We start from the raw sequence: 25502 nt of genomic DNA on the forward strand, positions 1-25502 counted from the left end.
ACAATGGGGGGCTGTGATTTGGTGGGGTTTAATTTGATATTTGATATCATGAGCGAGACGCCCATTCCCGGTTGAAGGCAGTCCCTCTCGCCACGAATGAGACAAAGGGAAACTCCCTTTGTCTCATTCCCAGCTGGGCGGAACGGGAGCGTCGGTCGTGGACCAAGTGCCGAGAGGCGCGTTGGGGTCGGCGTCGAGCGTGAGCGGAGCGAAGTTGCGCGCGCGGTAGCTTCTCAGCGCCGCAACGCTAATCATGGCCGCGTTGTCGCCGCAGGCCCGCATGGGCGGCACGGTCACCCGCACGCCACGCTTGCCAAAGGTCTCGCGGTATGCCTCGCGCAGCTGCGGGTTTGCCGCAACGCCACCGCCCACGCAGAAGTCCGAGACACCTGTCTGCTCAACCGCTGTCACGGCCTTGGCCACCTGCACGTCGATGACCGCCGCCTCGAAGGAGGCCGCAAGGTCGGGCAGGTCGATGGGCCGGCCGGCGCGGTTCTCGCCCTCAATGTAGGTGATGACGGCCGTCTTGAGGCCAGAGAGCGAGAACTGGTAGTCACCGCTATGCATCATCGCGCGCGGGAAGTGAATGGCACGCGGGTTGCCCTTGGCGGCAAGCCGGCTGATCACCGGGCCTCCGGGGTATCCCAGGCCCAGCGCCTTGGCCACCTTGTCGAAGGCCTCGCCCACAGCGTCATCGATGGTGGTGCCCAGGATCTGGTAGTCGCCCCATCCGCGCACGTAGACAAGCATGGTGTTGCCACCAGAGACCAGGCTTGCCACAAAGGGCGGCTTCAAGTCAGGCGTCTCGAAGAGGTTGGCGAGAAGGTGCCCCTCAAGGTGGTGCACCGCAATGAGCGGCAGGCCCGTGGAGGCGCAGAGGCCCTTGGCAAACGCCACGCCAACCACGAGAGCGCCCACAAGGCCGGGACCGGCGGTAACACCAACTGCCGAGAGGTCCGCGGCAGTAAGGGTGTCGCACCCAAAGTGCGCACCCGCCTGCGCCATGGCCTCCTCGTAGACGCCCACGATGGCCTCGACGTGCTTGCGGCTTGCAATCTCGGGCACCACGCCGCCAAAGCGCGCGTGGAAGTCGATCGAGGTGGCAACCACGCTCGAGCACACGGTGCCGTGGGAGTCCACCACGGCCACGGCCGTCTCGTCGCAGGAGGATTCTATCGAGAGAACCAGGTCGCCTGCGGCAGCCAACGCCTCCTCGCACGCCGCGCCACGCGGGCCAGCGACGATGGGCCACGGGCGGATGGAGGCATGCGGCTCCGGACGCTTGCCCAGGGCCTCGACGTCTCCGGCCAGTGGGAGCTCCGCGCGCAGGATGAGGGCGTCGTGACCGGGCGCGTAGTAGCCCGGACGACGGCCGACCTCAGCAAAGCCCAGGTGGTCGTACGTAGCCCGGGCGGGCTCGTTCTTCTCGTCCACCTCAAGCGAAGCGGTTTTTGCGTTGAGGACGTGCGCGTCGTAGCACAGGCGCGCCGCCAGACGAGACGCCACGCCCTGGCGGCGATGGCCCTCCTCCACGGCAACGTCGCAGATCTCGAAGTCGTCGCCAGCCATCATGCCGCCGGCAAAGCCGATGATGCGGCCCAAATCGTGCGCCACCCACCAGCTGCGGCCCGGCTGCGAGAGCTCCTCGTAGAAGAGCTTCTCGGTCCAAGGCGTGTGAGAGGAGCCCGAGAAGGCCGCGGCCTCCAGCGCCGCGACAGCAGGCAGGTCGTTCACCGACATGGGGCGCAGTTGCAGGTGCCTGTCGGCAAGCGCGTCATCCACACCCGTGACCTCGACGCTTGCGGGCGCCTTAAGGCCCAGGCGCTTGCGCTCGTTCTCCTCGGCGTCCGAGAGGCGCGTGTAGATGGGCAGCACCAGCGCCGGGTCGCCGGAGTCCAGGGGCGACGCGGCCGCGGCAAGTGCCAGGCCCTCACCGGTGGGGTACCACAGGGTCTCGTCCAGGATGTTCGTGAAGCCGGCCGCCTCGAAGCGCGTGCGGTACTTCTTAAGCCCGTTGCCCGTGAGGACAAGCTGGGACGCGTCCTCGCGCGCCGACCACGTAGCCACGCACTCGTCGGCTTTGCAGACGGTCTCGGTGGCGAAGGTGCGATGCGCACCGGCGTCATCCAGCTGGTAGATGCCGGGGTAGACCTCGCCACGCATGGCGTCGTCCGCCACGGCGAGAAGTCCGCGCACGCCGGCCTGCCAGGCACCCCATGCCGTAGCGTCGAGAACCGAGACGCCGTGGAGCGGCTTGGAGAGCCCGCACGAGAGACCCTTGGCCGTGGCGATGCCAATCCGCACGCCCGTGAAGCTGCCGGGGCCGCGCCCAACCAGAACGCGGTCGAGGTCAGCCATGGTGTGGCCGCAGTCCTCGAGCGCCGCGAGCGCCGTGGAGACCAGCTCGACGTTGGCCTGGCGGCGGCACATGTGGTCGCACGCCGCAAGGACGCGGGGAGCCGAGCCGGGCTCCCAGGAAACCACTGCGCACGCAAGCATGTCGGTGGACGTATCGATGGCAAGGGCCAGGCCCTTGGTGTTGGTATCGCTCGTCATTCTCATCTGGCTCCAGAGACGTGGCATTATCACGAGGGATAGTGTAGCGCTGGCGGTGGGGGCAGGCGTCGGCGGGCGCTGCGCTGCCACTAGAGCACACGCGATTCTCGCCGGGAGCTGCCAGAAGGCCCTCCGGGGGATTGTCGGGCCAATATTCGACAAAATCTAATCTGATGACACAGTTATGTGTCTGGAAATGGCCCCATAGCCCCACAAGGAGAAGGTGCCGGCGAGAAGCCGCAGCCGCCCCCTACGCCGTTGCCGCTACCAGCGCATCTACCAGCTCCTCGCCACGGGCGTCATGCGCAACAAAGCGCACCTCGCGCGGAGGCTCCTCCCCCGGCGCCGCCTCGGCATCCAGCCGCGTGACAAACACGTCAACGCGCGCGTCGCCAATCTCGTTGGCGAACTGCTCGCCCCACTCAATCACGCAGACGCCGTCGACACCCAGCACGTCAAAGAGGCCCGTGTCCTCAAGCTGCTCCGGGCGGTCAAGACGGTAGAGGTCAAAGTGGTCGAGGTCCATCTCGTGCCCGTGGTAGACCATCTCGATGGTGAAGGTGGGGCTGGTGACATCCGCCGTCACGCCCATGCCCGCGGCAATGCCTTTGGTAAGCTGGGTCTTTCCCGCCCCCAGGTCTCCCGTGAGCACTAGCACGTCTCCCTCGTGGAGAAGCCCGCCCAGCACGCGGCCAAGCGCGATGGTCTCCTCCTGCGACGTGGTCCTAAACGACGCCTCTCGTGCCACGGCTACTCCTTCCCCGGACCAGGCGGGTTGTCCCGCAGCCACTGGCCAACCATTGCAAGATCACTCTCGAGAAGCGGCTGCCAGTCCGAGTGGTAGATGCAGGCCGCCGGGTGAAATGTAGGGCACACCACAAAGTGCCCGGTCTGGTACAGCTTGCCGCGCAGCGACGTAACGCCCGCCTCGGTGCGCAGCACAAATTGAGAAGCAAAGTTGCCCAGGCAGACAAGGACGTCCGGCCACACGGAACGGATCTGCTCGCGCAGGAAGGGCGAGCAGGCCGCGATCTCCTCGGGCTTGGGGTTACGGTTTCCGGGCGGGCGGCACTTCACCACGTTGGCAATGTAGATCTGGTCTCGCGTAAGGCCGGCAACCGAGAGGAGCGAGTCGAGCTTGTGCCCCGCAGCACCCACGAAGGGCTCGCCCTGCAGGTCCTCGTTTCTGCCGGGGCCCTCGCCCACGAACATCACGCGCGCGTTGGGATTGCCCACGCCAAACACGAGGTTGGTGCGCGTCTGCCCCAGGGGGCAAAGCTGGCAGTTGCCCATGACGGCGCGAATCTCCTCGAGCGTGACCTCCTGCGGACCCTGATGCTCGTGGCCGGGGATGTGCATCACCGACATCTCTCCATCGCCCTCCAAGAGGCTGGCGCGTTCACGCCGGCGCCTAGACATAGACCTTCTCGAGGCGCATGCCAAAGTCGCATACGACCTCGTAGTTGATGGTGTCGCGAAGCTTGGCCATCTCGTCGGCGGTGATCTCCTCGTCACCGTCGCGTCCGATGACGGTCACCACATCGCCCATCTCGACCGGCTTAGCGGGTCGGTACGCGCGGGCGTTGTTCACGTCCACCGCAAACATGAACTGGTCCATGCAGATGCGGCCAACCTGACGACAGCGCGCACCGTTCACAATGACGTCCATGTTGTTGGAGAGCGTGCGCGCTAGGCCATCGGCGTACCCAATGGGCACGGTTGCCACCTGCATATTCTGCTTGGGAACGCGCCAGGTGAGCCCATAGCCCACGCCGTCGCCCACGCTGGGGTAGATGGCGCGGGTGACGCGCCCGCGCACGCTCATGACCGGCTCGAGCTGGATGCGTGGAGCCGTGGTCTCGGCCGGTTGCAGGCCATAGAGCCCAATTCCCACGCGGCACATGTCGTAGTGGCACTCGGGATGCAGAACCGTTCCCGGCGTGTTGTCGCAGTGGACAAGGCCCGTCTCGAGACCAGCTTCACGCACAATCTCGACTGCCTCGTTGAAGCGGTTGAGCTGCAGAGCAAAGTCCCAGTCATCGATGGCGTCGGCGGTTGCGAAGTGGGTGAACATACCCGCGCACTCAAGTCCGCGGTGAAAGTCGATGGTGCGCCTCAGCTCCAGCACGTCCTCGCGACGCACTCCAATGCGCGTCATGCCGGTGTCGACGGCCAGGTGGTAGCGAGCCACCTTGCCCGACGCGGCAGCGCACTCGCCCAGCGCAAGGGCAAACTCGGACGTATAGACCGACGGCATGATGTCATAGTCCACAAGCGTCTGCACGCAGTCCATGGGCGGCTCGGAGAGCATGAGGATGGGCCACTCGATGCCTGCCTTGCGAAGCTTCACGCCCTCTTCCACGGTGGCAACGGCAAACTGGTCCGCACCGGCAGAGTGCATGGCCCGAACGCAGCGCTCGGCACCGTGGCCGTAGGCGTCGGACTTCACGACGCACATCATCTTGACGCCAGGCTCCAAGAGCGCCTTGAACTTCCGCGTGTTCCGCTTGAGAGCCGAGAGGTCTATCTCAACCCACGACCACCTGTCCGCAGGGCTCTGAACTGCCATGCCTTCGCTCCCTAGTTGTTCTCGTCACCATTGTCGGCGTCGGGGAAGGTCACGCGCTCCCCCAGGGCATCGTCCGCAATGCCAAGCTCGTCGATGATGTCCGAGGCCATGACGCCCCTCGAGCCCATGCGTTCCATGGCGAGCGTCGCGGCATAGCCGTGAAGCTCGCAGGAAAGGGCGCAGAGAAGGGGCAGGTTGTCCACGCGCCCGTAGGTCTGCGCGAGCTTGGAGGCAATGATGCCGCCCAAAACGTCTCCCGAGCCCGCCGTGGCAAGCGCCGCCGGGCCAGGCTTGGGAAGAATCGCCTGCTCGACGCCCACGCAGCCGGTTGCGGTGCCCTTGGCAACCACAACCAGCTCGGAGCCACCGTCGGACCACACAATCTTGCGCGCGTCCTCAAGCTGGTCCACGAGCGAGGCGGGCGGGTTCTCCTCCTTGCCTACCAAGCGGCCAAGCTCGCGGCGGTGCGGCGTGAGCACCAGCGGCGTGCTCCTCCGGAGAATCTCCGGGAAGTCCTGCAGCTTGCCCGAGGTAAGACGGGCGATGCAGTTGAGTGCGTCCGCGTCGAGCACAAGCGGGGTGGGAGATGCGAGAAGAGCTGAGACAACGGCAACGGTGCCGCCAGAGACGCGCATGCCTGGGCCGGCGAGAACCGCCGAGCGCTTCTCGGCCAGCTTGGTCACTATGGGCACGGCATCCTTGGAGATGGTGCCGTCCTCGTCGCAGGGCAGCCCCACCACGGGAATCTCCAGCACATGTGCCTGTACCTGCGGCACGATGCACGAAGGCACTGCCAGCGTAACGTAGCCGGCACCCGCGCGGGCAGCCGCGCGGGCAGCCAAGATGGGCGCACCCACAAAGCGAGAGGAACCACCCACGACCAGCACCGAGCCACGAGAGAATTTATCGACGGCCGTGGTTGGCGGCGCCATCACATCGAGATAATCCTCGAGATCGGTGCGCCAGGCCACCGGGTCTGCCTCGACCACAATCTGCTCGGTCTGCTCGGCAAGCGGCGCCACAACAATGGAGCCGCACACATCGCGGCCGTCGTCGGCGAGAAGGCCGGGCTTTAGGCACAGCATGGTCACCGTGAGGTCTGCGACCACGCAGGCGCCAGGGGCATGCCCTGTCTGCGCCGAGAGGCCGCTGGGCACGTCAACCGCAACCACGCGCACCCCGGAGCTGTTCACGCAGTCGATCCAAATGTCAAAGGGCGCGCGGACGTCACCGTGGAAGCCGGTGCCCAGCATGCAGTCGAGCGCCACGTCGGAAGCAGAGAGGAGCCCCTCGAGCTCGTCACGCGACGGCCCCACCAGCGTGGAGACGCCCGCGCGCACGGCGCGCTGCGCCACCTGACGCGCAAGGTCGCCGGAGAGCTGGTCGGGCTCGATGGGCGTAACCACTTTCACGTTGACACCATGGGCGAGCAGGGCCTCGGCTGCAACCCAGCCATCGCCTCCGTTGTTGCCCATACCGGCAAGAATCACGGCATTCTGGACGTCACCCAGGGCAAGCGCCTCCTGTGCTGCGGCGCATCCTGCGCGGTGCATGAGCTCGGAGATGCTCACACCCACACGGGTGAGCGCGACCTCTACGCGCTTGACGTCTTCGACGTTGAGTACGGGCTGCATATCGTTCTACTCCTTGGCTGGCTCGGCCGGCGCGGATGAGTCCGCGGCTCCCCCGGCATCGCCTTCCTCTTGTGTCATCTGGGTGTCGGCGACGGAATGCTCTCCCGGCACGCCAGCCATTATCCCATCTTGCGCCTGTTCAAGCTCGTCCAACACAGAACGCGCTTCACGAAACGAGGCGGCAAGCTCGCGCTCCGGGTCGGGACGGCCGTCGGGCTGGGGACGAACCTCGTCTGTCACTGCCACGGCGTTGGCAACCGCCACGTCGCGCGTGTACGAGAGAGAAAGCGCCACCTCACGCACGCCACCCTCGCGGGCAATCTGGGCGGCGCGGCCGGTAAGCAGCGCACGAGGCCTTCCCTGCGCGTCCATGGTCACCGAGACATCCGAGAAACCCACGCCGTTCGAGAAGCCCGTGCCCAGCGCCTTGACAACTGCCTCTCGCGCCGCAAAACGCGCCGCGTAATGCTCGGCCGGGCGCGCGTATGCGTCGCAGTAGGCGCGCTCCTCCTCCGTAAACACGCGGCGGAGAAACGACGGCCTGCGGCGCATGGTGCGCTCCATGCGCGAAATCTCGAGCATGTCGACGCCAATGCCAGCCAGGGCCATGCGCTACTCCACCGTGACGGACTTGGCGAGGTTCCTGGGCTTGTCCACGTCGCACCCACGCGAGCGGGCAACGTAGCGAGCCAGCACCTGCAGGTGAACAACGGCAACAATGGGGACGAGAAGCTCGTCCTCCACAGGCGGAATCCACAACACGTGCTCGCAGAGCGAGGCCACGGACTCGTCACCGTCGGTGGCTACCGCCACGCAGGTGGCGCCGCGGGCGATGACCTCCTGGATGTTCGAGACGGTCTTATCGTGCACGCGGTCCTCGGGGACGATGGCCACCACCGGGAAGCCAGGCTCGAGCAGAGCGATGGGGCCGTGCTTCATCTCGCCCGCAGGATATGCCTCAGCGTGCAGGTAGCTGATCTCCTTGAGCTTGAGCGCGCCCTCGTAGGCAGTGGTGGAGTTAACGCCGCGGCCGAGGAACAGCGCCGAGTGAGCGCGACGGAAGACAGTCGCAGCCTGCTTGTCCTGCCAGGCGCGTGAGAGCACGGTGCGGATGAGATCGGGCAGCGTGGCTAGGTCAGCGTAGTGGCCGCTCACCTCGGCGGCGTCCATGTGGCCGTTGGCCTGTGCCAAGCGCAGCGCAAAGAGCGCGCAGGCCACCATCTGGGCAGTGTAGGCCTTGGTAGAGCACACGCAGACCTCCGGACCCGCCTGCACGTAGAGCACGCCGTCAGACTCGCGCGCGGCGGAGGAGCCCAGCACGTTGGTCACGGCGAAGACCTTGCAGCCCATACCCTTCATGCGGCGTGCCGCCGTGAGGGTATCTGCTGTCTCGCCGGACTGCGTGATGATCAGGCAGAGGGTGTGGCCGGTGATGAGGACGTCCTGCTCGTAGTTGAATTCGGACGCATACTCGCAGACAACTGGAACGTGCGCCCAGGTCTGGATGAGGGTGCGGGCGATAAGACCAACGTGGTAGGAAGTGCCGCAGGCAATGATGAAGATGCGGTCCACGGCCGCAAGGTCCTTCTCGCTCATGCGCAGCTCGTCAAGGAGGATGCCCTTCTCGCCCAGGCGACCCTTGAGCAGGCGCTCGATGGCCTCGGGCTGCTCGGAGATCTCCTTCTCCATGAAGTCGGCGTAGCCACCGAGCGTTGCGGCCGAGGCATCCCAGTCGATGTCGAAGGTGCTGGGGTGCTCAACGGTAGTGCCCTCGGAGTCGTAGACGGTCACCTTGCCGGACTCCTCGAGACGTGCAATCTGGCCGTTCTCGAGCTGGATGACGTGAGACGTCACGCTTGCAAGCGGCGTGACGTCGGAGGCTGCGTAGGCGCCTTCGGGCGTGGAGGCCACCACGAGCGGCGAGCCATTGCGTGCAACGACAATCTGGCCGGGGGCGTCGGCACACACAACGGCGAGCGCCCAGGAGCCCTCAAGACGGCTCACGGCGTTGCTCACGGCAGCAACCAGATCGCCCTTGCAGGGGCCGGCCCACGCGTCCTCGACGAGGTGCGCCACGACCTCGGAGTCTGTGTCGGAGGCAAAGGTGTGGCCATTGCGCGCCAGGTAGCTGCGGAGCTCGCGGTAGTTCTCGATGATGCCGTTGTGGACGATGGCAATGCGGCCGGTGCAGTCCAGGTGCGGGTGGGCGTTCTTGTCGGTTGGGGCGCCGTGAGTGGCCCAGCGCGTGTGCGCGATGCCCGTGGTTCCCGTGAGGTTGGCGGTCTTGCAGCGGTCGGCCAAGATAGAGACGCGACCGGCGCACTTCACGCCGTGGAGCTCTCCGTCGGGCGACAGAACCTCGACGCCTGCCGAGTCATAGCCGCGGTACTCAAGCGTTGCCAGCCCGTCAAGAAGGAACTGAGCAGCCTGCTTCTTGCCGGTGTATCCCACGATTCCGCACATGTTTGGCCCCCTCGCTTACAGTTTTTGGTTAGCGTGCACGTTTTTGCGCCATCTTGGCGAACGATGCATAGAGTCTATCAGCCACAGGTGGTGGCCCTGTAGCCAAGCTGGTATCGACGGAGAGAAACCACGCCGCCAGGCTTGGAACTCGGCGGCGCGGACAAGGCGATGCGCCCTACTCCTTGAACGGCTCCAAGGCTTTGAGGACAATGGCATTGGCCTCCTGGCACAGGCGCTCCTCCGGAGCCTCGGCAAGCACGCGGACCAGGGGCTCGGTGCCCGAAGCGCGCACCAGCACGCGACCGTTGCCCTCGAGGAACTTCTCGGCCGCTGTCACAGCCTCCTTGACCTCGGACGCAGCCATGGCTGCGTCCTTGTCGGCAACGCGCACATTCACGAGCTGCTGCGGATAAAGCGTGACGGGACGCGTGAGCTCGGAGAGCTTCTCGCGCTCGGCACGCAGGACCTCCATGATGCGAAGGCTCGTCATGATGCCGTCGCCGGTCTTCTCGAGGTCGCCAAAGATGATGTGGCCGGACTGCTCGCCACCCAGGGTGTAGCCGTTCTCCATCATGCACGCCCACACGTTCTTGTCGCCCACCGCGGTCTTCTCGTAGGAGATGCCGGCGGCGTCAAGCGCCTTGAAGAAGCCAAAGTTGCTCATCACCGTGGGCACCACGGTGTTCTTAGCAAGACGCCCGTGCTTTGCCATGTAGGTGCCGCACACGTAGAGGATGAGGTCGCCGTCGACCAGGCGGCCGCGCTCGTCTACGGCCAGGCAGCGGTCGGCGTCACCGTCGTAGGCAAAGCCAACGTCGAGGCCGTTGCGCACGACGAAGTCCTGCAGGCGCTGGATATGGGTAGAGCCGCAGTCGACGTTGATGTTGAAGCCGTTGGGCGCGTTGTTGATGACGTGGGTCTCGGCGCCCATGGCATCAAAGACCGGGCGGGCAACGCTGGAGGCGGCGCCGTTTGCGCAGTCCAGGCCAACCTTGACACCCTGCATGGAGAAGCCGCAGGAGGCAATGAGGTGCGCGATGTAGCGGTTGCGGCCCTGCATGTAGTCAACGGTGCATCCAATGGCGTCACCGGTGGCGAGAGGAACCTCGAGCTTGCCGTCGATGTAGTCCTCGACCCGCTCGAGCACGTCCTCGTCCATCTTATAGCCCTCACGGTTCACGAGCTTGATGCCGTTGTCCGTGAAGGGGTTGTGGCTTGCGGTAATCATGACGCCACAGTCGAAGCCGCCATCGATGACCTCATACGAAACGCCAGGCGTGGGGATGACGTGCAGCATGTAGGCGTCGGCGCCACTGGCAACCAAGCCTGCGACCAGCGCGGACTCGAACATGTAGCTCGAACGTCGGGTGTCCTTGCCAATGAGCACGCGTGCCTTGGCGCCGCGACGGGCACCGTAGTACCAGCCCACAAAGCGCCCGATCTTATAGGCGTGGTCAACATTGAGGCCCTCGTTGGCCCTGCCCCTAAAACCGTCGGTTCCGAAGTACTTCATTTCTCGCTCCTTGTTTCGGGGTACCGGTCGTGCACAGACGGGTGTGATTCTACCAGTTACCTGTGGCCACACTGTGGGGAGCGGGCCCCTCGAATTCCGGCGCGTCTATCCTTCTCCCAGCCTCCCCATTCTTTAGCGGTTTCTGAGAATCAAGCATCGCATTTGCCCAGTTGGCGAGTAGCGCGATTCTCAAATACCGATAAAGAACGGCGGGGAGGTGGGGGCAAAGCGGACGGAACGCAAGGGCGGGCCCGACAACAAAAAACGGGACCCACAACAAGTGCGGGTCCCGATAAGGGGCAAAGCGACGAGAAAGCCTAGCGCTTAGAGAACTGCGGGCGCTTGCGGGCCTTCTTGAGGCCGTACTTCTTGCGTTCGACGGCACGGGAGTCACGGGTGAGGAAGCCAGCCTTCTTGAGCTCCTCGCGGTACTCGCCAGCCTGGAGAAGGGCGCGGGCAATGCCAAGGCGAAGAGCGCCGGACTGGCCGTTGATGCCGCCACCATCGCAGCGGGCGAGGACGTCGAAGGACTCGGCGGTCTCAGTCAGACGGAGGGGTGCAGCAGCGTTGTCAACGAGCTGCTGACGGCCAAAGTACTGCGCAGCGTCGCGGCCGTTGACGACGATCTTGCCGGTGCCGGGAACGAGGCGGACGCGAGCGACAGCCTCCTTACGACGGCCGGTGCCGGTATAAACAACGGTGTTGTCAGCCATCGGTTAAGCCTCCACATCGATCTTGACGGGGTTCTGAGCGGCGTGCGGGTGCTCGGGGCCAGCGTAGACCTTGAGCTTCATGCCCTGCTTGCGACCAAGGGTGGTCTTGGGGAGCATGCCCTTGACGGCGTGCTCGATCACGCGCTCGGGGTGCTTGGCCATGGCCTCCTTGAAGGACTCGGTCTTGAGTCCGCCAAGGTAGCCGGAGTAGCGCCAGTAGGACTTGGTGTTTGCCTTGTTGCCGGTAAGAACGACCTTGTCGGCGTTGATGACAATCACGAAGTCACCGGTGTCGGCATTGGGGGTGTACTGGGGCTTGTTCTTGCCACGGAGAATCATGGCAGCCTGGGTCGCGAGGCGACCGAGCGTCATGCCGTCGGCGTCGATGAGCACCCACTTGCGCTCGACTTCGCCCGTCTTGGCGAACTGAGTCGACTTCTTCACTTGACTCCTCCTACACACATCTTGAATGGCTGCCCCTGGACAAGGCCGCCGTGCTTTTTCGAAACAGAGGTTACGGGGCTCTGGGTGGAAAAGCCTTAAAAGTATACAGCCGCAGATGCCCTGTTTTGCGAGCATTTTTTCCACACAATTTTGACAAGCGAAAGGACCCTGCCTCACGCGCGGTGCAGCAGTGCGTTCACATTACTCCGAACTGCCCAGAATGTGATAACGCCAGTTAGTTGAGAGGTAGAAGAGGCGAAGAAGGGTCACCACGCCTTCGGATTCATCGACCTTGTAGATGACGACAAATACACCCAGTTGCCGCCAGCGCAAACCCGAATCGCCAACGAGGGAGCCATGCCCAGGCAGTGTGGACACCAGCTCTAGAAAAGAATCGTATCTTTCGAGAAAACGAGCGGCACTCTGTTTGCCTGACTGCGTCTCATAGTAGGTCACTGCCTCATCAACATCATCGGCAAAAGCGTCTGCGGCCTCCACTTTGTAGTCATTCGAGCCCATGTCGTTCTCTCAGCTCTCGAGACAGTTCACGGGCGTCTCGTGTCCTTCCGCTCGCCACATCTGACATGGCGGTCTCAACTCCATCCCAAAACTCCTCCTGAGAAGAAACCACATTCGGTAGAGGCGGCTCGGATGAGAGCGTCGCGTGATCACCGTCAAGCCGCCACCACACACGCGCCTCATCGCCAATGCCCAGAGCAGTGCGAATCTCTTTTGGAATGGTTGTCTGACCACCCCTAGTGAGCTTTGTAGTCATGGTCAAAGCCATTACAACCTCCTATCAATGAATTCATTAATTTCAATGATAAGGCAGAATGGGACCCTCTCCTACAGAAACGCGCGAATCTCGTCGAGGTGGCTCATCGCCTCCTGGCGACCCTGCAGGTAGAGACGCAGGAGCGGCTCGCCGTTGTGCTCGGAGGTGCGAATCTTCACCGGCTCGGGCGGCCTCAGCACCAGCGCACGGCCCTCGGCCTCAAGGCCGGCAAGTTCTTCTCGCTGCGCGTTGTAGCGATCGGCGCGTGTGGCAAGGGCCTGCTCGTAGTAGGGGTAGGCGTCGTAGCGGTGGGTCCTCAGGATGGCGCGCTCGGTGGCTCCGTCCTTGATGTAGGTGCGATCCTGCGTGAGCACCACCAGCGCACGGTCGGCGGGCTCTGCTCCGGGAACCTCGGGCACGTCGTCAAGTCCCATGGCAACGGCAAAGGGAATCGAATCCGTGGTGCCACCGTCGAGGTAGCGGTGACCGTCTATCTCGACCACCGTCGAGACGCCCGGCAAGGAGGCAGACGCACGGGCCTTGGTGGCGTCGAGCCTCTCGCCCTCCACGGGCAGATAGGCCGGCGCACCAAACAGGACGTCGGATGCCACGAAGTACATGGGCGTGAGGTCCTTGTCAAAGACATCCAAGTCGCAGGGGTCAATGTGGTTCTGGACCTCGTCGTACATGAAGTCGGTCCCGGCAAGGTTGCCCGTACGAACCAGCGAGAGGAGCGACATCATGCGCGGGTCGTCGCGGAAGGTCAGCATGATGCGCATGGTGCGGCCAATCTGGCGCGAGCGATAGCTCACCGCATTGAGTGCGCCCGCCGAGACGCCCCACACGCTCTTGAAAGAGCTGGTGTAGATGCCGTTCTCGAGAAGGACGTCAAGAACGCCGGCCGTGAAGATGCCCCTGTAGCCGCCGCCCTCGAGGACGAGGGCGGGCCTGTCGTTGCTGCCCATAGACCGCCTCCGAATACGAACTGTCACGTTGCCACGCCACGCGCGACCATCCAACTATACAAAAAGCGCCGAACCCCATAGCGGGATTCGACGCCTACGCTTTTGGTGGAGGTGCGGAGAATCGAACTCCGGTCCAAAGCACGTCCCTGACAGGTGTCTCCAGGCTCAGCTGCCGGTTAAGTCTTGGAGGCCGCGCACCCGGTAGCCCGCGCTTAGCCTCCCAGCCGGTTTGGTCTTAGCGCGCGGCATACCGACTACATCCGCGCGAGCGTCTCCCTAGAATGACGCCGCCCCGGGAGCGGGAGAGACCCCCGGTTTGACGCGCTGGTTAGTTAAGACTAAGCAGCGAGAGCCAGCTGAGGCTCGTAAGAAGAATTGTCGTCAATTCAATTTGACGGTTCCCCTGTTTTACGTGGCGAGGAGACCACGGCCTGCTGCCCATCTCAGATGCACCCTGTCGAAACCAGTCACCCCCAGAGATGGAATGGGGACGCTGCCACCATACGCGTTATCAGAGAACAGCGGCTCACAGCCGTATTGCATAGTCTACCCAAATCGGCAGCAGAGCGACGCGGAGACGGCGACGGCACGTCGCCGGAGGCGGTTATTGTTGCAGTTCGCATCAAACCGAGGCTTCCGGCGATTATTTGTCGCCGGAGGGCACGATATCGCGGCAATCACGTACAAAGTCGCTGCTCAGGCGCCGTTTTGGCGCCCGAAGGCGCTTCTCGTACGGAATCCCGCATGAAGCTCTCGCTCAGGGGCCAAATTCTCGCCCGAAGGCGCATTCTCGCAGAAAGCCTGCACAAAGTCGCTGCTCAGGCGTCATTTTGACGCCGAAGGGCGCTTCTCCGCAGCTCCGGGGGCCCCGGCGGCAGCAGCCGCCGCAGCGCGCTCGCGGGCGCGCTTCTCGCGATCTTGGAACATTACGACAAACGAAACCAGGAGCAGCGCGGGGCTCACGAGAATCGCCCTCAAGCCCAGCGCCCCAATGACGCGGCTGCCCGCAATCGCGCCAATGGCAAAGCAGAGAATGACTCCGTAGTAGAGCAAGCATCCCTCGAGGTGCGCGCGGTCCTTCTCGTGCACATAGTCAACGAGCTTCTGGGTACCGCTGCGCAGGTTGCCAATGCACATGGTGGTGGCAAAGCCGTTGCCGTGAAGCTTCCTAAACGCCTGGACCTGAATCCCGCAACCCAGAGATGTGAGGCTGTTAGCAATGAGGTTGAGGTCATCGGGGATGAACGCCACCACAAAAAGAAGAGCCGCCTCGACGAGAAGCGCGGTCTGGCGCCAGTGCAAGTGGCGCTCCTTCGAGAAAAGCTTGATGGAGTGTGCAAGGGCGATGCCCACCGCGAACGCGATCACGGGCACGGCGTAGTGAAGGGCGCGATCAACGTCGCCGTCAGCCAAGTTCACGCCAAAGAGCAGGATGTTGCCGGTCTGGGCGTTGGCAAAGACCTTACCGCGCGCGAGGTACGAGTACGCATCCATGAGCCCGCCCGAGAATGCGAGAATTGCCGCCAGCTCGATTGACTCCGACGTCTGCCGTGCGCGCTTCATCTACCAGGGCCTCCTAGCCTCGCGGGGCGTCGCCTAGTCACGCGCCCCACCGGTCGCTCGCCGCAACGCCGGCCCCAAGCCGCCACGGCCCCGCCATTGTAGCGCAGGGCTAACACGCCTGCGGCTCTATGAACTTCTCGACCACTTCTGCAAGGATGCCGTCATCGCAGCTGGAACGGGCAGCGTAGCCTGCCAACCCGTCGATGCCGTCAGTGGCATTCGAGACGGCAACGCCAAGCCCCGCAGCCTCAAGCATGGGCAGGTCGTTGAGGGAATCCCCCACCGCGATGGTCTCTGCCACGTCGACGCCCAGGATGCGTGCCAAGGCGCGCAGTCCGTGGCCCTTGTCCACGCCCTCGGGGAGGTACTCAAGGTAGCGTCCGGAGGAAAATGTAAACGCAGTTCCTGGCACCGCACCAATTTGCTCGGCCATCCGGTGGAGAAATGCGAGGTCATGCCTCACAAAGAGAATCTTCGCCAGGGAGACGTCACGCAGGAAGTCGATGGAGGCACCATCGAACTCACGGTACGCCATGTGGCCGTCGAGGTAGCGCTTGTCGTCTTCCGGCAGGTTGGCCGCCCAGACAACGCCATCGCTCTGGTAGATGTGAACACCCACGTCAAAGGCCTTGCCCCGCTCGAAGAGGCCGCGAATTGTCTCAAAGGGAAGCGAGTGGCTCTCAAGGGGATGCGGGTCGCCCGCGCGATTGATGGTGCCGCCGTTGTACGAGATCACGTACGTCCCGTCGAGAAGATCCGCCGGCGCAGAGGAGAAGCTCTCGAGCACCGAGGAGTACGACCTCCCCGACGCCGGCACAAAGAGAACGCCCAGCTTGCGCATGCGCCGTATGGCGTCGATGTTTGCCTGCGGGATGCTGTGGTCGTGCGCGAGAAAGGTCTCGTCCATGTCGCTCGCAACCAGCTTGTACATGCGCATCTCCTCACCGACAGAATCGCAATGCCTCGGGCGTGCCCCATCGTAATGAAACCCTGCCTCATGCAAGGGGACGGGCCTCACCGCTCGCACGGCGCCAGCCCGTCCCCATCAACGCGAGAAAAAACTCCCGAAGCGTCGAGGCTACTCCTCGACGAGCTCGAACATGTCGGGGCCAACGCCGCACACGGGGCAGACGTAGTCCTCGGGGAGCTCGGGGGTGTCAACGGTGACCTCGTAGCCGCAGACGGTGCAGCGGAAGGTGTAGGTCTTCTTCTCGTCAGCCATGATGGTTCCTCTCTCTTGGATACAACTAACGACCGGGCCGAGCAAATGCTACCTCAGAGCTTACATCAACCGTGGCACACCACGGGTGGAACGCTAGTCGATCTTGGTGAAGTTCTCCGGACCAACGCCGCAGACGGGGCAGCGGAAGTCTGCCGGAAGCTCCTCGTCGGTGGTCTCGTAAACGTAGCCGCAGATGTTGCAGCGGAAGTGGTGCTTGGGCGCCGAGACGGGCACCACGGGCTTGGTTGGGTCTTCTCCCTCGATGTAGGAGGATGCCTTGGGCGGTGTCTTGCCCTTGAGGACGCTGTGGTAGTAGGCGTAGGTCATAGGTTCCTCATCCGAGACGCGCTCGGCATCGCAGACCTCGCCGATGAACATCACATGGGTGCCCAGGTCGATGGTGTTCACCACGGCGCAGCAGACCATGGCGCAGGCATGCTCTGGCGTGTAGGGGTCAAAGAGCAGCGACGTCTTGGTGGTGATGCCCTCGAACTTGTCAACATCCGCCGAGCTCTTGAAGCCAAAGCGGCCAATGAAGGGCATGTCGGCCGTCTTGGAGACCACCGTGAGCGTGAAGTGCTCCGCCGCCTTCACGACCTGGGTGGTGTGGTTCTGCTTGTTGAGTGTGATGGCAACCTGCAGCGGGTCGCCCGTCACCTGCAGCGCGGTGTTGATGAGACACGCACCAACATTCTCGCCGTCGTTAGCCGACACCACATAGAGTCCGTACGAGAAGCTAAACATCGCCTTTGCGTCCATGGGTCTCCTCTCCTCGACCTTGCGGACCAGACGTTCCCATCATATCGCCCGACGGCGCGAGCTAGCGGCCCAAGGCCGAGCGCGAGCACCCCGAGCTCTACACCATCATATCGCCCGACGGCGCGAGCTAGCGGCTCCTCTCCTTGAGCGCGCGTTGAATCTCGCGGTCGGTATCGCGGCGGGCCATGTCGTCGCGCTTGTCGTAGAGCTTCTTGCCGCGGCAGAGGCCAATACAGAGCTTCACGCGGTTGTGCTCGTCGAAGTAGAGCTCAAGCGGGATGAGTGCCATGCCCTTGGTGCGGAGTTTGCCGTCGAGGTAGTCGATCTGGTGGCGGTGGAGCAGGAGCCTGCGCTTCCTGTCGGGGTCCACGTTCCACACGCCGCCGTTGGAATAGGGGTGGATGTGCACGCCATGCAGCCACACCTCTCCCCCACGGATGAGGCAGAAGGCGTCAGTGATCTGCGACGCGCGCTCGCGCAGGCTCTTGACCTCGGTGCCAGTGAGCTCGACGCCCGCCTCGAAGGTCTCGTCCACAAAGTACTCGTGGCGTGCCGCGCGGTTGCGCGCGATGGTCTTCTTCTCGCGCTTAGTTGGCTTGGGCATCGCCCGCACCCCCGTTTGCCTGCGAATCGTTCGTGTCACCGGAGTCAGCGGCATCGCCAGCGGCGGCCTCCTGGGCCATCTCGGCATCCGTGTCGCGGATGAGCTGCAAAAGCGTCATGGCCGCGGGCTCGCCCACCAGGTCACGGGCACGCAGCGTGAGGTTGGTGGCAACGTCGCGCTCGCCTGCGGTGGCAGCGTCTTGGGCGCACATGAGCAGGCAGATGGCCACCTCGGCGTTTGCGCCATCGGGCAGTCCCTCCTCGGCGAGGAGGTCTGCGGTTTCCTTGTCCGTCACGCCATCCGGGTCTCGCTCTGTGCCAGCGGCCTGGTCGAGCGCGGCCCTGAGCGCCGAATCCTCCACCTCGAGGCGCCTTGCTGCACGAAGTGCGGCGGCAGCCGTGCGCGACTTGCCCTGCGCCTCAAAGTAGCCGGCAAAGTTGAGGAAGGCACATGCTAGGTGGCGCGCCTCGCTCGCGCGCTCGAAGCAGCTGTACGTGAGCGCCAGGTACTCCTGCATGTCTCCGTTGGTGCGGTAGAGGTCGGCAAGGTCAAGACGGTAGCCGCAGTTCATGGGGTTCCAGCGCACGGCCTGCTTGAGCGCCTCGACGCCGGCGTTGTAGTCGCCGGTGCGCACGCACGCAAGCGCGAGGTCCGCATAGAGGCGGTCCAGAGGCTCGCCCACGTCATGCAGGGTGCGCGGGTCGCGCTCCACGCGACGGTAGCACAGGCGGTCAAAGATCGTGGGGAAGCTAAACCACTGGTCACTCTCGGTGGCTGCGCAGTTGCGGTCGACGTACTCCTCGGCGTCCTCGGCGAGGCGGGCGAGAAGTTCCCGCGCCGCGTCGTCCTGTCCCTGCAGGATAAGGCCCTCGGCCTGCTCAAGGCTGTCTATCAGTGTGCTCTGGCTCTGCTCCTGGTCCATGTCCCTCTCCCCTGGCCCTTTAGGGGCCAAACTCACGCGCGAGACGCGCGGTATGCACTGCTCGTTAGTCTTCCCATTATCGCGCGGCGTCACGCGCGTCCGCGAGCGCGAAGTCTATCCTTCCGCGCGGGATGTCCGTCTCGGTGACCATCACGCGCACGTGCGTGCCCAGCCCCCACACGCGACCGGACTCCTCGCCCGTGAGGGTCATGCGGTCCTCGTCGTACTCGAGCCATTCCCCGCCAAGGGCGCGCGCGGGCAGCAGTCCCTCGGCGCAGGTCTCGTCGAGCATGACAAAGAGTCCAAAGCGCTCGCAGCCGCAAACCACGCCCGGGAAGACCTCGCCCACGCGGTCCGCGTAGAGCTCGGCCATCTTGATGTGCTGACTTGCGCGGGCAGCGGCATCTGCGGCGCGTTCCATCCGCGAGCACGTTGCACAGAGCTGCGGCAGCTGGCCGGCAATCTGCTCCTGCTCCTTGCCACCAAGCGTACCCGCAAGAAGCGCCTTGAGCGCACGGTGCACAAGCTCGTCCGGATAGCGCCTAATGGGCGAAGTGAAGTGGCAGTACGCATGGGCCCCCAGCGCATAGTGGCCCTGGTTGGTGGGCAAATAGATCGCGCGCTTCTGCGCACGGAGGAAAAGCGCGCTGGCGAGAAGCTCGCCGGACGTCCCGCGGGCAGCATCGAGAACGGCATTAATTGCCTCGGGCTCGCCCGCAATGAGCGCTTCTCGTTGGGCGTTGCCGTCAATGAGCCCCAGCTCCATGAGGGGACGGACCGTTGTGCGAAGGTCTTCCGGCGACGGTCGCTCGTGAACGCGGTAGGCGCAGGGCACCTCTCGGTCCGCAAGCATGCGTGCCACGGACTCGTTGGCAAGAAGCATTGCCTCCTCAACCAAGCCGGTCGCTCGCGTGCGCGTACGCACGGTCACCCCGGTAGGATGCCCCTCCTCGTCGAGCGTGACCTTTGGCTCAACGGTGTCGAAGTCAATCGAGCCGCGCTCCTCGCGAATGCGCTCACGGAGACCGCGAATGCAGTCGAGCGTGCGCAGCGCCTCCTCCAGCACCTGGGCGTCCTTTTGGTCCTCGTGCAGCGCTGAGGCATCCACGCGGCCGGCAAGCAGGGCATCCACGGTGTCATAGTCAAGGCGCGCGGTCGAGCGAATGGCCGAGGTCATGGCCTCGGCCGAGATAAGGCGGCCTTGATCGTCAAGCTCCATGCGCACGCTCATGGCCAGGCGGTCCTCGTGCGGCCTGAGTGAGCACACGTCGTTGCAGAGGCGCTCGGGAAGCATGGGCAGCACGCGGTCGACAAGGTAGGCCGAGCAGGTGCGGCGCTTTGCCTCATTGTCGATGGGGCTGTCCCAGCCCACGTAGTGCGTCACGTCGGCGATGTGCACCCAGAGCTCAAAGCCGCCATCCTGGAGGCGCGTGGCAAAGACCGCGTCGTCGAAGTCTCGCGCGTCGGTGGGATCGATGGTCACGCAGCGAAGAGAGCGCAGATCCCGACGGCCGGGCTCGCGCTTCAAGGCCTCCTCGACACCGGCTTGGATGCCCTCTGCTTGCGCAAGTGCTGCCGGCGGAAACTCTGTGGCAAGCCCATAGGAGGCAATGACCGATTCGACGTTGAGGTCAAGCTCGTCCGAGGAGCCAACGCGGCGCTCGATGGTCACCACAGCGGCGCTGTTGCGGGTTGGGTACTCCGCGATGCGCGCAACCACCACGTCGCCCTCCCCCACGCCGAGACGGGCTGGCGACGTGTCCTCAGGCACCACGAAGAAGTCGCGGCCCAGGCGCGCGTCGAGCGGTACTACGGCACCAAGAGGACCCGCCAGCTCAAAGCGGCCGAGGAAGGTGGTCTGGGCACGGGTGATGACGCCCTGCACCAGGGCGACCTTCTCGCCACCACGGGCGGGAAAGACCGAGACCGTGACCTCGTCGCCGTTCATGGCCTCGCGCAGCCCCCGACGAGCAACGCGAAAGGTGCCCTCGGGTGTCTCGACCGTCGCCATTCCGGGCCGGGACACACGCAGCGTGCCAGTAAACGTAGGCGAGCGGCGCATGGCCGCCTTCCCGCCTCCGCGCCGGTGGCCGCCGCTGCGACGAGCGCCTGGACGCCTTCTGCCCATGAGTCCTCCTTGAGAAAACGGGGCGGCGCGAACAAGCCGCACCGCCCCAACTACCAGCAAGTCTTTAGTGCCCGCCTTAGACCTTGAGGTAGCGCCTCATGGCAATGGCAGAGCTAAAGAGGCCAATGAGAACGCCAAGAATCAAAAGGCCGCCGTAGGTGAGGTAAAGCGCCTGAGGCGAAACATAGAACGAGAGGAACTTGAGGCTGTTCTCGAGCCTGGGCATGACGTAGCTCATACCGGCCGCAAGCGCGGCGATGGCAAGGCCCGCGCCAATGAGCGACTCCAGCGTGCCCTCCATGATGAAGGGCCCTCGTATGAAGCCGTTCGACGCACCAACCAGGCGCATGATGGCAATCTCCCTGCGACGGGCGGTGATGGCAAGGCGAATGGTGTTGTTGATGAACACGAACGCCACGAAGATCAGAAGCACCACGAGTACGATGGCGGCAACGCGCACGATGTTGGTGACCGAGAAGAGCTTCTCGACGGTATCGCGGCCATACTGGACGTCGCTCGACGGGTTGTCGGGTGTGTCGCAGACGGACTTGAAGGTCTCGTCGGCGATGAGCTTCTCGGCCGTGCCCTCAACCTGCTGCGGATCGGTAAGCTTGATCACGAGCGAGGCCGGAATGGGGTTCTGCCCATCGAGTGCGGCCACGGCATCGGAGGCGTTCCTCTGCGACATCGAGGTGCGGTACTGCTCGAGGTTCTCGTCCTTGCTGCGGTACGTGACGGACTCGACGTTGTCCCAGCCCTGGATCTCGGACTGGAGCTGCTCAACGGCGGTCTGGTCGGCGTCATCGGCAAGGAAGGCCTGGATGGTGACCTTGTCCTCGACGCTGCCCACCATGTTGCTGAGCACGTTGGAGGCAAGGACAAATGCACCGATGATGAAGAGCGAAAGGAAGATAGTTACGATTGCGCCAAGCACCGTCGACCAGTTCCTGCGGAAGTGGTGGCCGGCCTCGCGCAGCGAGTAGGTGAAGTTAGAGGGCACCATAGTAGCCGTAGCCTCCCCTCTCCTGGTCGCGGACAACATGGCCAGCTTCCAGCGCAATGACGCGCTTACGCATGGAGTCGACCATCTCGCGGTCGTGGGTAGCCATGACCACGGTTGTGCCCTCGCGGTTAATGCGGTCGAGCAGCTTCATGATGCCCAGCGAGATGGCCGGGTCGAGGTTGCCCGTGGGCTCGTCGCAGATGAGCAGCGGCGGACGGTTGACCATGGCCCTTGCAACGGAGACGCGCTGCTGCTCGCCACCGGAGAGCTGGTCGGGGTAGTTGTCTTGCTTCTCGGCAAGGCCAACAAGGCGAAGCACCTCGGGGACCTGCACGTTGATAACGGCGCGCGGCTTGCCGATGCACTCAAGGGCAAAGGCGACATTCTCGTAGACCGTCTTGTCCGGCAGGAGCTTGAAGTCCTGATAGACGGTGCCAATCTGGCGACGGAGGTACGGAACCTTCTTGTTCTTGAGCTTGGTGAGGTCCTGGCCGGCGACAAGAACCTGGCCAGAGGTCGCGCGGCGCTCGCACGTTATGAGGCGCAGGAGCGACGACTTGCCCGAGCCGGAGTGACCCACGACAAAGACGAACTCGCCGGGGTAGATGTCCAGGCTTACGTCTTCGAGGGCGGGCTTGTTGGGCTGAGCCGGATAGATGAGGGTCACGTTCTTGAACGAGATGGTGGGGGTGCCGGTACGAGGCGCCGCAGGCGCGTCGTTTCCGGCGAGAGACGCAAAGACGCTTGTGTAGGGGCGCTGCTCGCTCGTGGAGTCTGCAGGATCGGATGCCGTGACGACGTGGACCGCCTCTGGTGCGTTTTCTGTTGCGGCAGGCGTCTGCGGCTCGTCCGCGTTCTCGACGGGCTCGATGTCCGGCACGTTGCTCACAATGTGCTCACTGGGGGGCACAAGCCTCATGCCATCCTCGCCTGACCCCTGTCGCTCTGTGCTGCGAAAGTGGTTGGCCACGAAAGCTCCTTCTTCTTGCATAGCAGATGCAGATACATCCGCAATGATACCAAGCACTGGCGTAACGACATGCGAGCAGCCGCACACGAACAGAGAACACGCAGATGGAAGCCACAAGAAGGCCACAGGCATATCAAGTAATACATCTGAGTCGTTAATGTTATGGCTATAATTTAAGCCATAACATGAGCCTAAGGAGGTTTACCATGGCGGCGCTTACAATGGGCCTTGCAGAGGCAAAGAACAACTTCTCCAAGGTAACGGCAGAGGTCAACCGAACCGGACGTCCCGTCACAGTACTTAAGAACAACAAGCCGTGGGTTGTCATTCAGCCAGCATCCGCGACTTCCAACACCGTTGATGTTGCCGTCGACTTCATGGATGAGTACTCGTCGGTATTCGCAGAGCTCGCAAAATGACAGCCGCAACGCCCTTCTCCAAAGAAGTCGTCTTGGCCATTCACGCTGAAGCGATAAAGAAGTTTGGGGGCGCCACGGGCATCAGAGACGAGGGGCTGTTGGATTCTGCCCTAGCTCAACCATTCCAAACCTTTTCTGGCGCAGAGCTCTACCCGGGAACGATTGAAAAAGCCTGCCGTTATGCTTTTGGGATTATCAAAGACCACCCATTTATCGACGGCAACAAGAGAACCGGAGCGGCACTCCTCGGCACATACCTCAGGATCAACGGAATCGGCTTCTCACCGGAACCCGCCAGTTTCCTTCTAGCAATGATGGGCATTGCAGATGGAAGCATGGAATACGAAGACCTCGTCAGCTGGGTAAAGTCCGCCATGTAACCCGTTGAACAGCATCTTTAATCACAACAGGTGCGCGCGACGGCTGTTGCACCGCCCCGCGCACCTGCATAGGCGCTGGTTGGCTCGCCACTAGGCGCGGACAAACTCCTCGACCTGACGGGCAATGCCGGCGCCGTCAAGGCCAAAGTGCTCGAGAAGCACGTCGCCGGGAGCGGAGGTGCCGAAGCTCCTCATGCCCACAAGACGCATGGGTGTTGGGCGCTTCTCCGCAAGAAGCGATGCTACAGCAGAGCCCATGCCCGTCTCGACCATGTGCTCCTCGACCGTAACAACGCGACCGGTCTTCTCGGCGGAGGAAAGAATGACGTCCTCTGCGAGCGGTTTAACCGAGAACACGTCGATGACTTCGGCAGAGATGCCGCTCTGCGCCAGGATGTCAGCCGCGGCCAGCGACTGTGCCACCTCGACGCCACAAGCGAGGATGGTAACGTCGGTCCCCTCGCGCAGGACGCCCGCATACGGGAGCCCGCCAACGAAGGACTCGTCGTAGACCTCGGGCACCTTGTGACGGCCCATGCGCACGTAAACCGGACCAGGCGTGGTAGCGGCAATGCGAATGGCCGCCTTTGCGGCGCGGTAGTCTGCCGGCACGAGAATGCGCATGTTGGGGAGCGCCCTCATCATGCCGATGTCCTCGAGCATCTCGTGCGTCGCGCCGTCCTCGCCCACCGTGATGCCGGCGTGCGTGGGGCACACCTTCACGTTGAGGTTGGAGTCGCAGATGGTGTTTCTGATCTGGTCGTAGCAGCGGCCGACTCCAAACACGGCAAAAGACGCCGTGAAGGGGATGCGCCCGGTAAGGGAAAGACCCGCAGCCACGCCAATCATGTCCTGCTCGGCAATGCCCACATCCACAAAGCGATCGGGGTATGCCTTCTGAAGCTTGTTGGTGGTGGTTGAACCGGCAAGGTCGGCGTCAACCGCACAGACGTTCATTCCCTCGTTAGCCAGCTCGACGAGCGTCTCGCCAAAGGCTTCGCGTGTTGCCCTCTTACCCATGGCTAGGCCTCCTTCTCGATCTGGGCGCGCTCTGCATCGAGGTCGGCCAGTGCAAGCGCAGTCTCTTCCTCGTTAGGAGCCTTGCCGTGCCAGCCCGCCTCGTTCTCCATGAACGAGACACCCTTGCCTTTGATGGTGTCGCACACAATTGCCGTGGGCGCCGCCGAGAAGGCAAGCGCATCCTCAACTGCTGCGTGCAGGCGCTCGATGTCGTGGCCATCGGTGTGGATAACGTGCCAGCCAAAAGCCGCAAGCTTTGCATCGACGTCACCCAGGGAGTTGACCTTACGAACATCGCCATCAATCTGCAGGTTGTTGAGATCAAGGAACATAGTGAGGTTGGAGAGCCCGTGGTTGGGGGCAAACATCAGCGCCTCCCAGTTGGAACCCTCCTGCAGCTCGCCGTCACCGCACACGCAGAACACGTGACGTGGGCGGGAGCCCTCTGGTGCGTCCGCCTTGAATCCCAGTGCCGCGCCGGCGGCAATGGAGAGCCCCTGTCCAAGAGAGCCAGAGCAGACCTCTACGCCCGGTAGCGCGTTCCTATCGGGGTGTCCCTGCAGACGCGTGCCAAGCTGGCGGAGCGTCCCCAGCTCGTCATCGCGGACCCAGCCAACCTGGTGGAATGCGGCATAGAGTGCCGGCGCTGCATGGCCCTTCGAGAGAATGAGGAAGTCCCTCTCGGGGCTTGCGGGGTCATCCTCGTCGTAGTTCATCACACCTGTGAAGAACAGCGTCGCAAGGATGTCCGTGCATGACAGCGACCCGCCGGGGTGCCCCGACTTTGCCTTCGACACCATGGTGATGATGTCGTGGCGCATCGAGTTTGCGATGAGCCGCACCTCGTGCGTCGTTCTCGTTGTGCTCATGTGTCTCCTCT

26 protein-coding genes and 1 other RNA gene are annotated in these 25502 nt (G+C 63.6%); 2 read left to right on the forward strand and 25 right to left on the reverse strand.

The window, feature by feature from the left end; genetic code table 11:
- Positions 1 to 123 precede the first annotated feature (123 nt).
- The 23 genes from tsaD to ftsE form a co-directional block, all read right to left on the reverse strand.
- Positions 124 to 2556 carry a tRNA (adenosine(37)-N6)-threonylcarbamoyltransferase complex transferase subunit TsaD gene (gene tsaD / locus AUL39_RS10425; RefSeq protein WP_235810851.1) on the reverse strand — a complete coding sequence of 811 codons (2433 nt, stop codon included), beginning with the start codon at positions 2554 to 2556 and terminating at the stop codon, positions 124 to 126.
- 250 nt (positions 2557 to 2806) lie between these two features.
- The gene (gene tsaE, locus AUL39_RS10430; protein WP_059056017.1) at positions 2807 to 3304 is read right to left on the reverse strand and encodes a tRNA (adenosine(37)-N6)-threonylcarbamoyltransferase complex ATPase subunit type 1 TsaE; all 498 of its coding nucleotides are present in this window, start codon (positions 3302 to 3304) and stop codon (positions 2807 to 2809) included.
- A gap of 2 nt (positions 3305 to 3306) precedes the next feature.
- Positions 3307 to 3924 (reverse strand): uracil-DNA glycosylase, encoded by a 618-nt coding sequence (locus tag AUL39_RS10435; RefSeq protein WP_032111463.1) that lies wholly within the window; start codon positions 3922 to 3924, stop codon positions 3307 to 3309.
- A gap of 43 nt (positions 3925 to 3967) precedes the next feature.
- Positions 3968 to 5125 carry an alanine racemase gene (gene alr / locus AUL39_RS10440; RefSeq protein ID WP_059056019.1) on the reverse strand — a complete coding sequence of 386 codons (1158 nt, stop codon included), beginning with the start codon at positions 5123 to 5125 and terminating at the stop codon, positions 3968 to 3970.
- 11 nt (positions 5126 to 5136) lie between these two features.
- The gene (locus tag AUL39_RS10445) at positions 5137 to 6759 is read right to left on the reverse strand and encodes a bifunctional ADP-dependent NAD(P)H-hydrate dehydratase/NAD(P)H-hydrate epimerase (protein WP_059056021.1); all 1623 of its coding nucleotides are present in this window, start codon (positions 6757 to 6759) and stop codon (positions 5137 to 5139) included.
- A gap of 6 nt (positions 6760 to 6765) precedes the next feature.
- Positions 6766 to 7368 (reverse strand): holo-ACP synthase, encoded by a 603-nt coding sequence (gene acpS / locus AUL39_RS10450; protein WP_082667389.1) that lies wholly within the window; start codon positions 7366 to 7368, stop codon positions 6766 to 6768.
- 3 nt (positions 7369 to 7371) lie between these two features.
- A complete protein-coding gene (gene glmS / locus AUL39_RS10455) occupies positions 7372 to 9222 on the reverse strand; it encodes a glutamine--fructose-6-phosphate transaminase (isomerizing) (protein WP_059056023.1) in 1851 nt (616 codons plus the stop codon).
- 175 nt (positions 9223 to 9397) lie between these two features.
- Positions 9398 to 10735: a phosphoglucosamine mutase gene (glmM, locus tag AUL39_RS10460; protein ID WP_059056025.1), complete on the reverse strand. Its 1338-nt coding sequence runs from the start codon at positions 10733 to 10735 to the stop codon at positions 9398 to 9400.
- 317 nt (positions 10736 to 11052) lie between these two features.
- A complete protein-coding gene (gene rpsI, locus AUL39_RS10465) occupies positions 11053 to 11448 on the reverse strand; it encodes a 30S ribosomal protein S9 (protein WP_032111287.1) in 396 nt (131 codons plus the stop codon).
- Positions 11449 to 11451: 3 nt separating this feature from the next.
- On the reverse strand, positions 11452 to 11892 hold the full coding sequence (rplM, locus tag AUL39_RS10470; protein ID WP_032111288.1) for a 50S ribosomal protein L13: 441 nt from the start codon (positions 11890 to 11892) through the stop codon (positions 11452 to 11454).
- Between the two features lie 201 nt (positions 11893 to 12093).
- Entirely contained in the window at positions 12094 to 12411 is a 318-nt protein-coding gene (locus AUL39_RS10475) for a type II toxin-antitoxin system RelE/ParE family toxin (protein ID WP_059056027.1), read from the reverse strand.
- Positions 12398 to 12679 (reverse strand): AbrB/MazE/SpoVT family DNA-binding domain-containing protein, encoded by a 282-nt coding sequence (locus AUL39_RS10480; RefSeq protein ID WP_059056029.1) that lies wholly within the window; start codon positions 12677 to 12679, stop codon positions 12398 to 12400. Before AUL39_RS10480 ends, AUL39_RS10475 begins: the two co-directional genes overlap by 14 nt.
- A 59-nt stretch (positions 12680 to 12738) precedes the next feature.
- Positions 12739 to 13632 (reverse strand): patatin-like phospholipase family protein, encoded by an 894-nt coding sequence (locus AUL39_RS10485; protein WP_059056031.1) that lies wholly within the window; start codon positions 13630 to 13632, stop codon positions 12739 to 12741.
- A gap of 103 nt (positions 13633 to 13735) precedes the next feature.
- Positions 13736 to 14107: a transfer-messenger RNA gene (gene ssrA / locus AUL39_RS10800) on the reverse strand.
- A gap of 350 nt (positions 14108 to 14457) precedes the next feature.
- A complete protein-coding gene (locus AUL39_RS10490; protein ID WP_059056033.1) occupies positions 14458 to 15195 on the reverse strand; it encodes a YoaK family protein in 738 nt (245 codons plus the stop codon).
- Positions 15196 to 15304: 109 nt separating this feature from the next.
- Positions 15305 to 16126, reverse strand: a complete 822-nt coding sequence (locus AUL39_RS10495; protein WP_059056036.1) for an HAD family hydrolase — start codon at positions 16124 to 16126, stop codon at positions 15305 to 15307.
- Between the two features lie 147 nt (positions 16127 to 16273).
- Positions 16274 to 16417, reverse strand: a complete 144-nt coding sequence (locus AUL39_RS10500; protein WP_032111290.1) for a rubredoxin-like domain-containing protein — start codon at positions 16415 to 16417, stop codon at positions 16274 to 16276.
- Positions 16418 to 16510: 93 nt separating this feature from the next.
- Complete coding sequence (locus AUL39_RS10505) at positions 16511 to 17176, reverse strand: flavin reductase (RefSeq protein ID WP_059056038.1); 666 nt, start codon at positions 17174 to 17176, stop codon at positions 16511 to 16513.
- Positions 17177 to 17303: 127 nt separating this feature from the next.
- Positions 17304 to 17780, reverse strand: coding sequence for an SsrA-binding protein SmpB (smpB, locus tag AUL39_RS10510; RefSeq protein ID WP_059056040.1), 477 nt, complete (start codon positions 17778 to 17780; stop codon positions 17304 to 17306).
- The gene (locus AUL39_RS10515) at positions 17764 to 18702 is read right to left on the reverse strand and encodes a hypothetical protein (protein ID WP_059056042.1); all 939 of its coding nucleotides are present in this window, start codon (positions 18700 to 18702) and stop codon (positions 17764 to 17766) included. The genes smpB and AUL39_RS10515 overlap by 17 nt, the downstream gene beginning before the upstream one ends.
- 76 nt (positions 18703 to 18778) lie before the next feature.
- The gene (rnr, locus tag AUL39_RS10520) at positions 18779 to 20830 is read right to left on the reverse strand and encodes a ribonuclease R (protein ID WP_059056044.1); all 2052 of its coding nucleotides are present in this window, start codon (positions 20828 to 20830) and stop codon (positions 18779 to 18781) included.
- A 76-nt stretch (positions 20831 to 20906) separates the two neighbouring features.
- On the reverse strand, positions 20907 to 21833 hold the full coding sequence (ftsX, locus tag AUL39_RS10525; protein ID WP_059056046.1) for a permease-like cell division protein FtsX: 927 nt from the start codon (positions 21831 to 21833) through the stop codon (positions 20907 to 20909).
- Entirely contained in the window at positions 21820 to 22752 is a 933-nt protein-coding gene (ftsE, locus tag AUL39_RS10530) for a cell division ATP-binding protein FtsE (RefSeq protein ID WP_082667396.1), read from the reverse strand. The genes ftsX and ftsE overlap by 14 nt, the downstream gene beginning before the upstream one ends.
- A 257-nt stretch (positions 22753 to 23009) precedes the next feature.
- Here ftsE and AUL39_RS10535 point away from each other — a divergent pair, with 257 nt between their 5' ends.
- Together AUL39_RS10535 and AUL39_RS10540 are read left to right on the forward strand one after the other, a co-directional pair.
- Positions 23010 to 23222 carry a type II toxin-antitoxin system Phd/YefM family antitoxin gene (locus tag AUL39_RS10535; RefSeq protein WP_059056050.1) on the forward strand — a complete coding sequence of 71 codons (213 nt, stop codon included), beginning with the start codon at positions 23010 to 23012 and terminating at the stop codon, positions 23220 to 23222.
- Positions 23219 to 23602 (forward strand): type II toxin-antitoxin system death-on-curing family toxin, encoded by a 384-nt coding sequence (locus AUL39_RS10540; RefSeq protein ID WP_059056052.1) that lies wholly within the window; start codon positions 23219 to 23221, stop codon positions 23600 to 23602. Before AUL39_RS10535 ends, AUL39_RS10540 begins: the two co-directional genes overlap by 4 nt.
- Before the next feature lie 90 nt (positions 23603 to 23692).
- Here AUL39_RS10540 and AUL39_RS10545 read toward each other — a convergent pair whose 3' ends face one another.
- Together AUL39_RS10545 and AUL39_RS10550 are read right to left on the reverse strand one after the other, a co-directional pair.
- The gene (locus tag AUL39_RS10545) at positions 23693 to 24622 is read right to left on the reverse strand and encodes a transketolase family protein (RefSeq protein ID WP_059056054.1); all 930 of its coding nucleotides are present in this window, start codon (positions 24620 to 24622) and stop codon (positions 23693 to 23695) included.
- A 2-nt stretch (positions 24623 to 24624) separates the two neighbouring features.
- Positions 24625 to 25491 (reverse strand): transketolase, encoded by an 867-nt coding sequence (locus AUL39_RS10550; RefSeq protein WP_059056056.1) that lies wholly within the window; start codon positions 25489 to 25491, stop codon positions 24625 to 24627.
- Positions 25492 to 25502: the final 11 nt, after the last annotated feature.

Source organism: Tractidigestivibacter scatoligenes (assembly GCF_001494635.1).
Classification (GTDB): domain Bacteria; phylum Actinomycetota; class Coriobacteriia; order Coriobacteriales; family Atopobiaceae; genus Tractidigestivibacter; species Tractidigestivibacter scatoligenes.

Bases quoted from the DNA above. Each gene is read 5' to 3' on its own strand.
- tsaD (WP_235810851.1), bottom strand. From the start codon at position 2,556: ATGACGAGCGATACCAACACCAAGGGCCTGGCCCTTGCCATCGATACG.
- AUL39_RS10435 (WP_032111463.1), bottom strand. From the start codon at position 3,924: ATGTCGGTGATGCACATCCCCGGCCACGAGCATCAGGGTCCGCAGGAG.
- alr (WP_059056019.1), bottom strand. From the start codon at position 5,125: ATGGCAGTTCAGAGCCCTGCGGACAGGTGGTCGTGGGTTGAGATAGAC.
- AUL39_RS10445 (WP_059056021.1), bottom strand. From the start codon at position 6,759: ATGCAGCCCGTACTCAACGTCGAAGACGTCAAGCGCGTAGAGGTCGCG.
- acpS (WP_082667389.1), bottom strand. From the start codon at position 7,368: ATGGCCCTGGCTGGCATTGGCGTCGACATGCTCGAGATTTCGCGCATG.
- glmS (WP_059056023.1), bottom strand. From the start codon at position 9,222: ATGTGCGGAATCGTGGGATACACCGGCAAGAAGCAGGCTGCTCAGTTC.
- glmM (WP_059056025.1), bottom strand. From the start codon at position 10,735: ATGAAGTACTTCGGAACCGACGGTTTTAGGGGCAGGGCCAACGAGGGC.
- rpsI (WP_032111287.1), bottom strand. From the start codon at position 11,448: ATGGCTGACAACACCGTTGTTTATACCGGCACCGGCCGTCGTAAGGAG.
- AUL39_RS10475 (WP_059056027.1), bottom strand. From the start codon at position 12,411: ATGGGCTCGAATGACTACAAAGTGGAGGCCGCAGACGCTTTTGCCGAT.
- AUL39_RS10480 (WP_059056029.1), bottom strand. From the start codon at position 12,679: ATGGCTTTGACCATGACTACAAAGCTCACTAGGGGTGGTCAGACAACC.
- AUL39_RS10485 (WP_059056031.1), bottom strand. From the start codon at position 13,632: ATGGGCAGCAACGACAGGCCCGCCCTCGTCCTCGAGGGCGGCGGCTAC.
- AUL39_RS10490 (WP_059056033.1), bottom strand. From the start codon at position 15,195: ATGAAGCGCGCACGGCAGACGTCGGAGTCAATCGAGCTGGCGGCAATT.
- AUL39_RS10495 (WP_059056036.1), bottom strand. From the start codon at position 16,126: ATGTACAAGCTGGTTGCGAGCGACATGGACGAGACCTTTCTCGCGCAC.
- AUL39_RS10500 (WP_032111290.1), bottom strand. From the start codon at position 16,417: ATGGCTGACGAGAAGAAGACCTACACCTTCCGCTGCACCGTCTGCGGC.
- AUL39_RS10505 (WP_059056038.1), bottom strand. From the start codon at position 17,176: ATGGACGCAAAGGCGATGTTTAGCTTCTCGTACGGACTCTATGTGGTG.
- smpB (WP_059056040.1), bottom strand. From the start codon at position 17,780: ATGCCCAAGCCAACTAAGCGCGAGAAGAAGACCATCGCGCGCAACCGC.
- AUL39_RS10515 (WP_059056042.1), bottom strand. From the start codon at position 18,702: ATGGACCAGGAGCAGAGCCAGAGCACACTGATAGACAGCCTTGAGCAG.
- rnr (WP_059056044.1), bottom strand. From the start codon at position 20,830: ATGGGCAGAAGGCGTCCAGGCGCTCGTCGCAGCGGCGGCCACCGGCGC.
- ftsX (WP_059056046.1), bottom strand. From the start codon at position 21,833: ATGGTGCCCTCTAACTTCACCTACTCGCTGCGCGAGGCCGGCCACCAC.
- ftsE (WP_082667396.1), bottom strand. From the start codon at position 22,752: ATGAGGCTTGTGCCCCCCAGTGAGCACATTGTGAGCAACGTGCCGGAC.
- AUL39_RS10535 (WP_059056050.1), top strand. From the start codon at position 23,010: ATGGCGGCGCTTACAATGGGCCTTGCAGAGGCAAAGAACAACTTCTCC.
- AUL39_RS10540 (WP_059056052.1), top strand. From the start codon at position 23,219: ATGACAGCCGCAACGCCCTTCTCCAAAGAAGTCGTCTTGGCCATTCAC.
- AUL39_RS10545 (WP_059056054.1), bottom strand. From the start codon at position 24,622: ATGGGTAAGAGGGCAACACGCGAAGCCTTTGGCGAGACGCTCGTCGAG.
- AUL39_RS10550 (WP_059056056.1), bottom strand. From the start codon at position 25,491: ATGAGCACAACGAGAACGACGCACGAGGTGCGGCTCATCGCAAACTCG.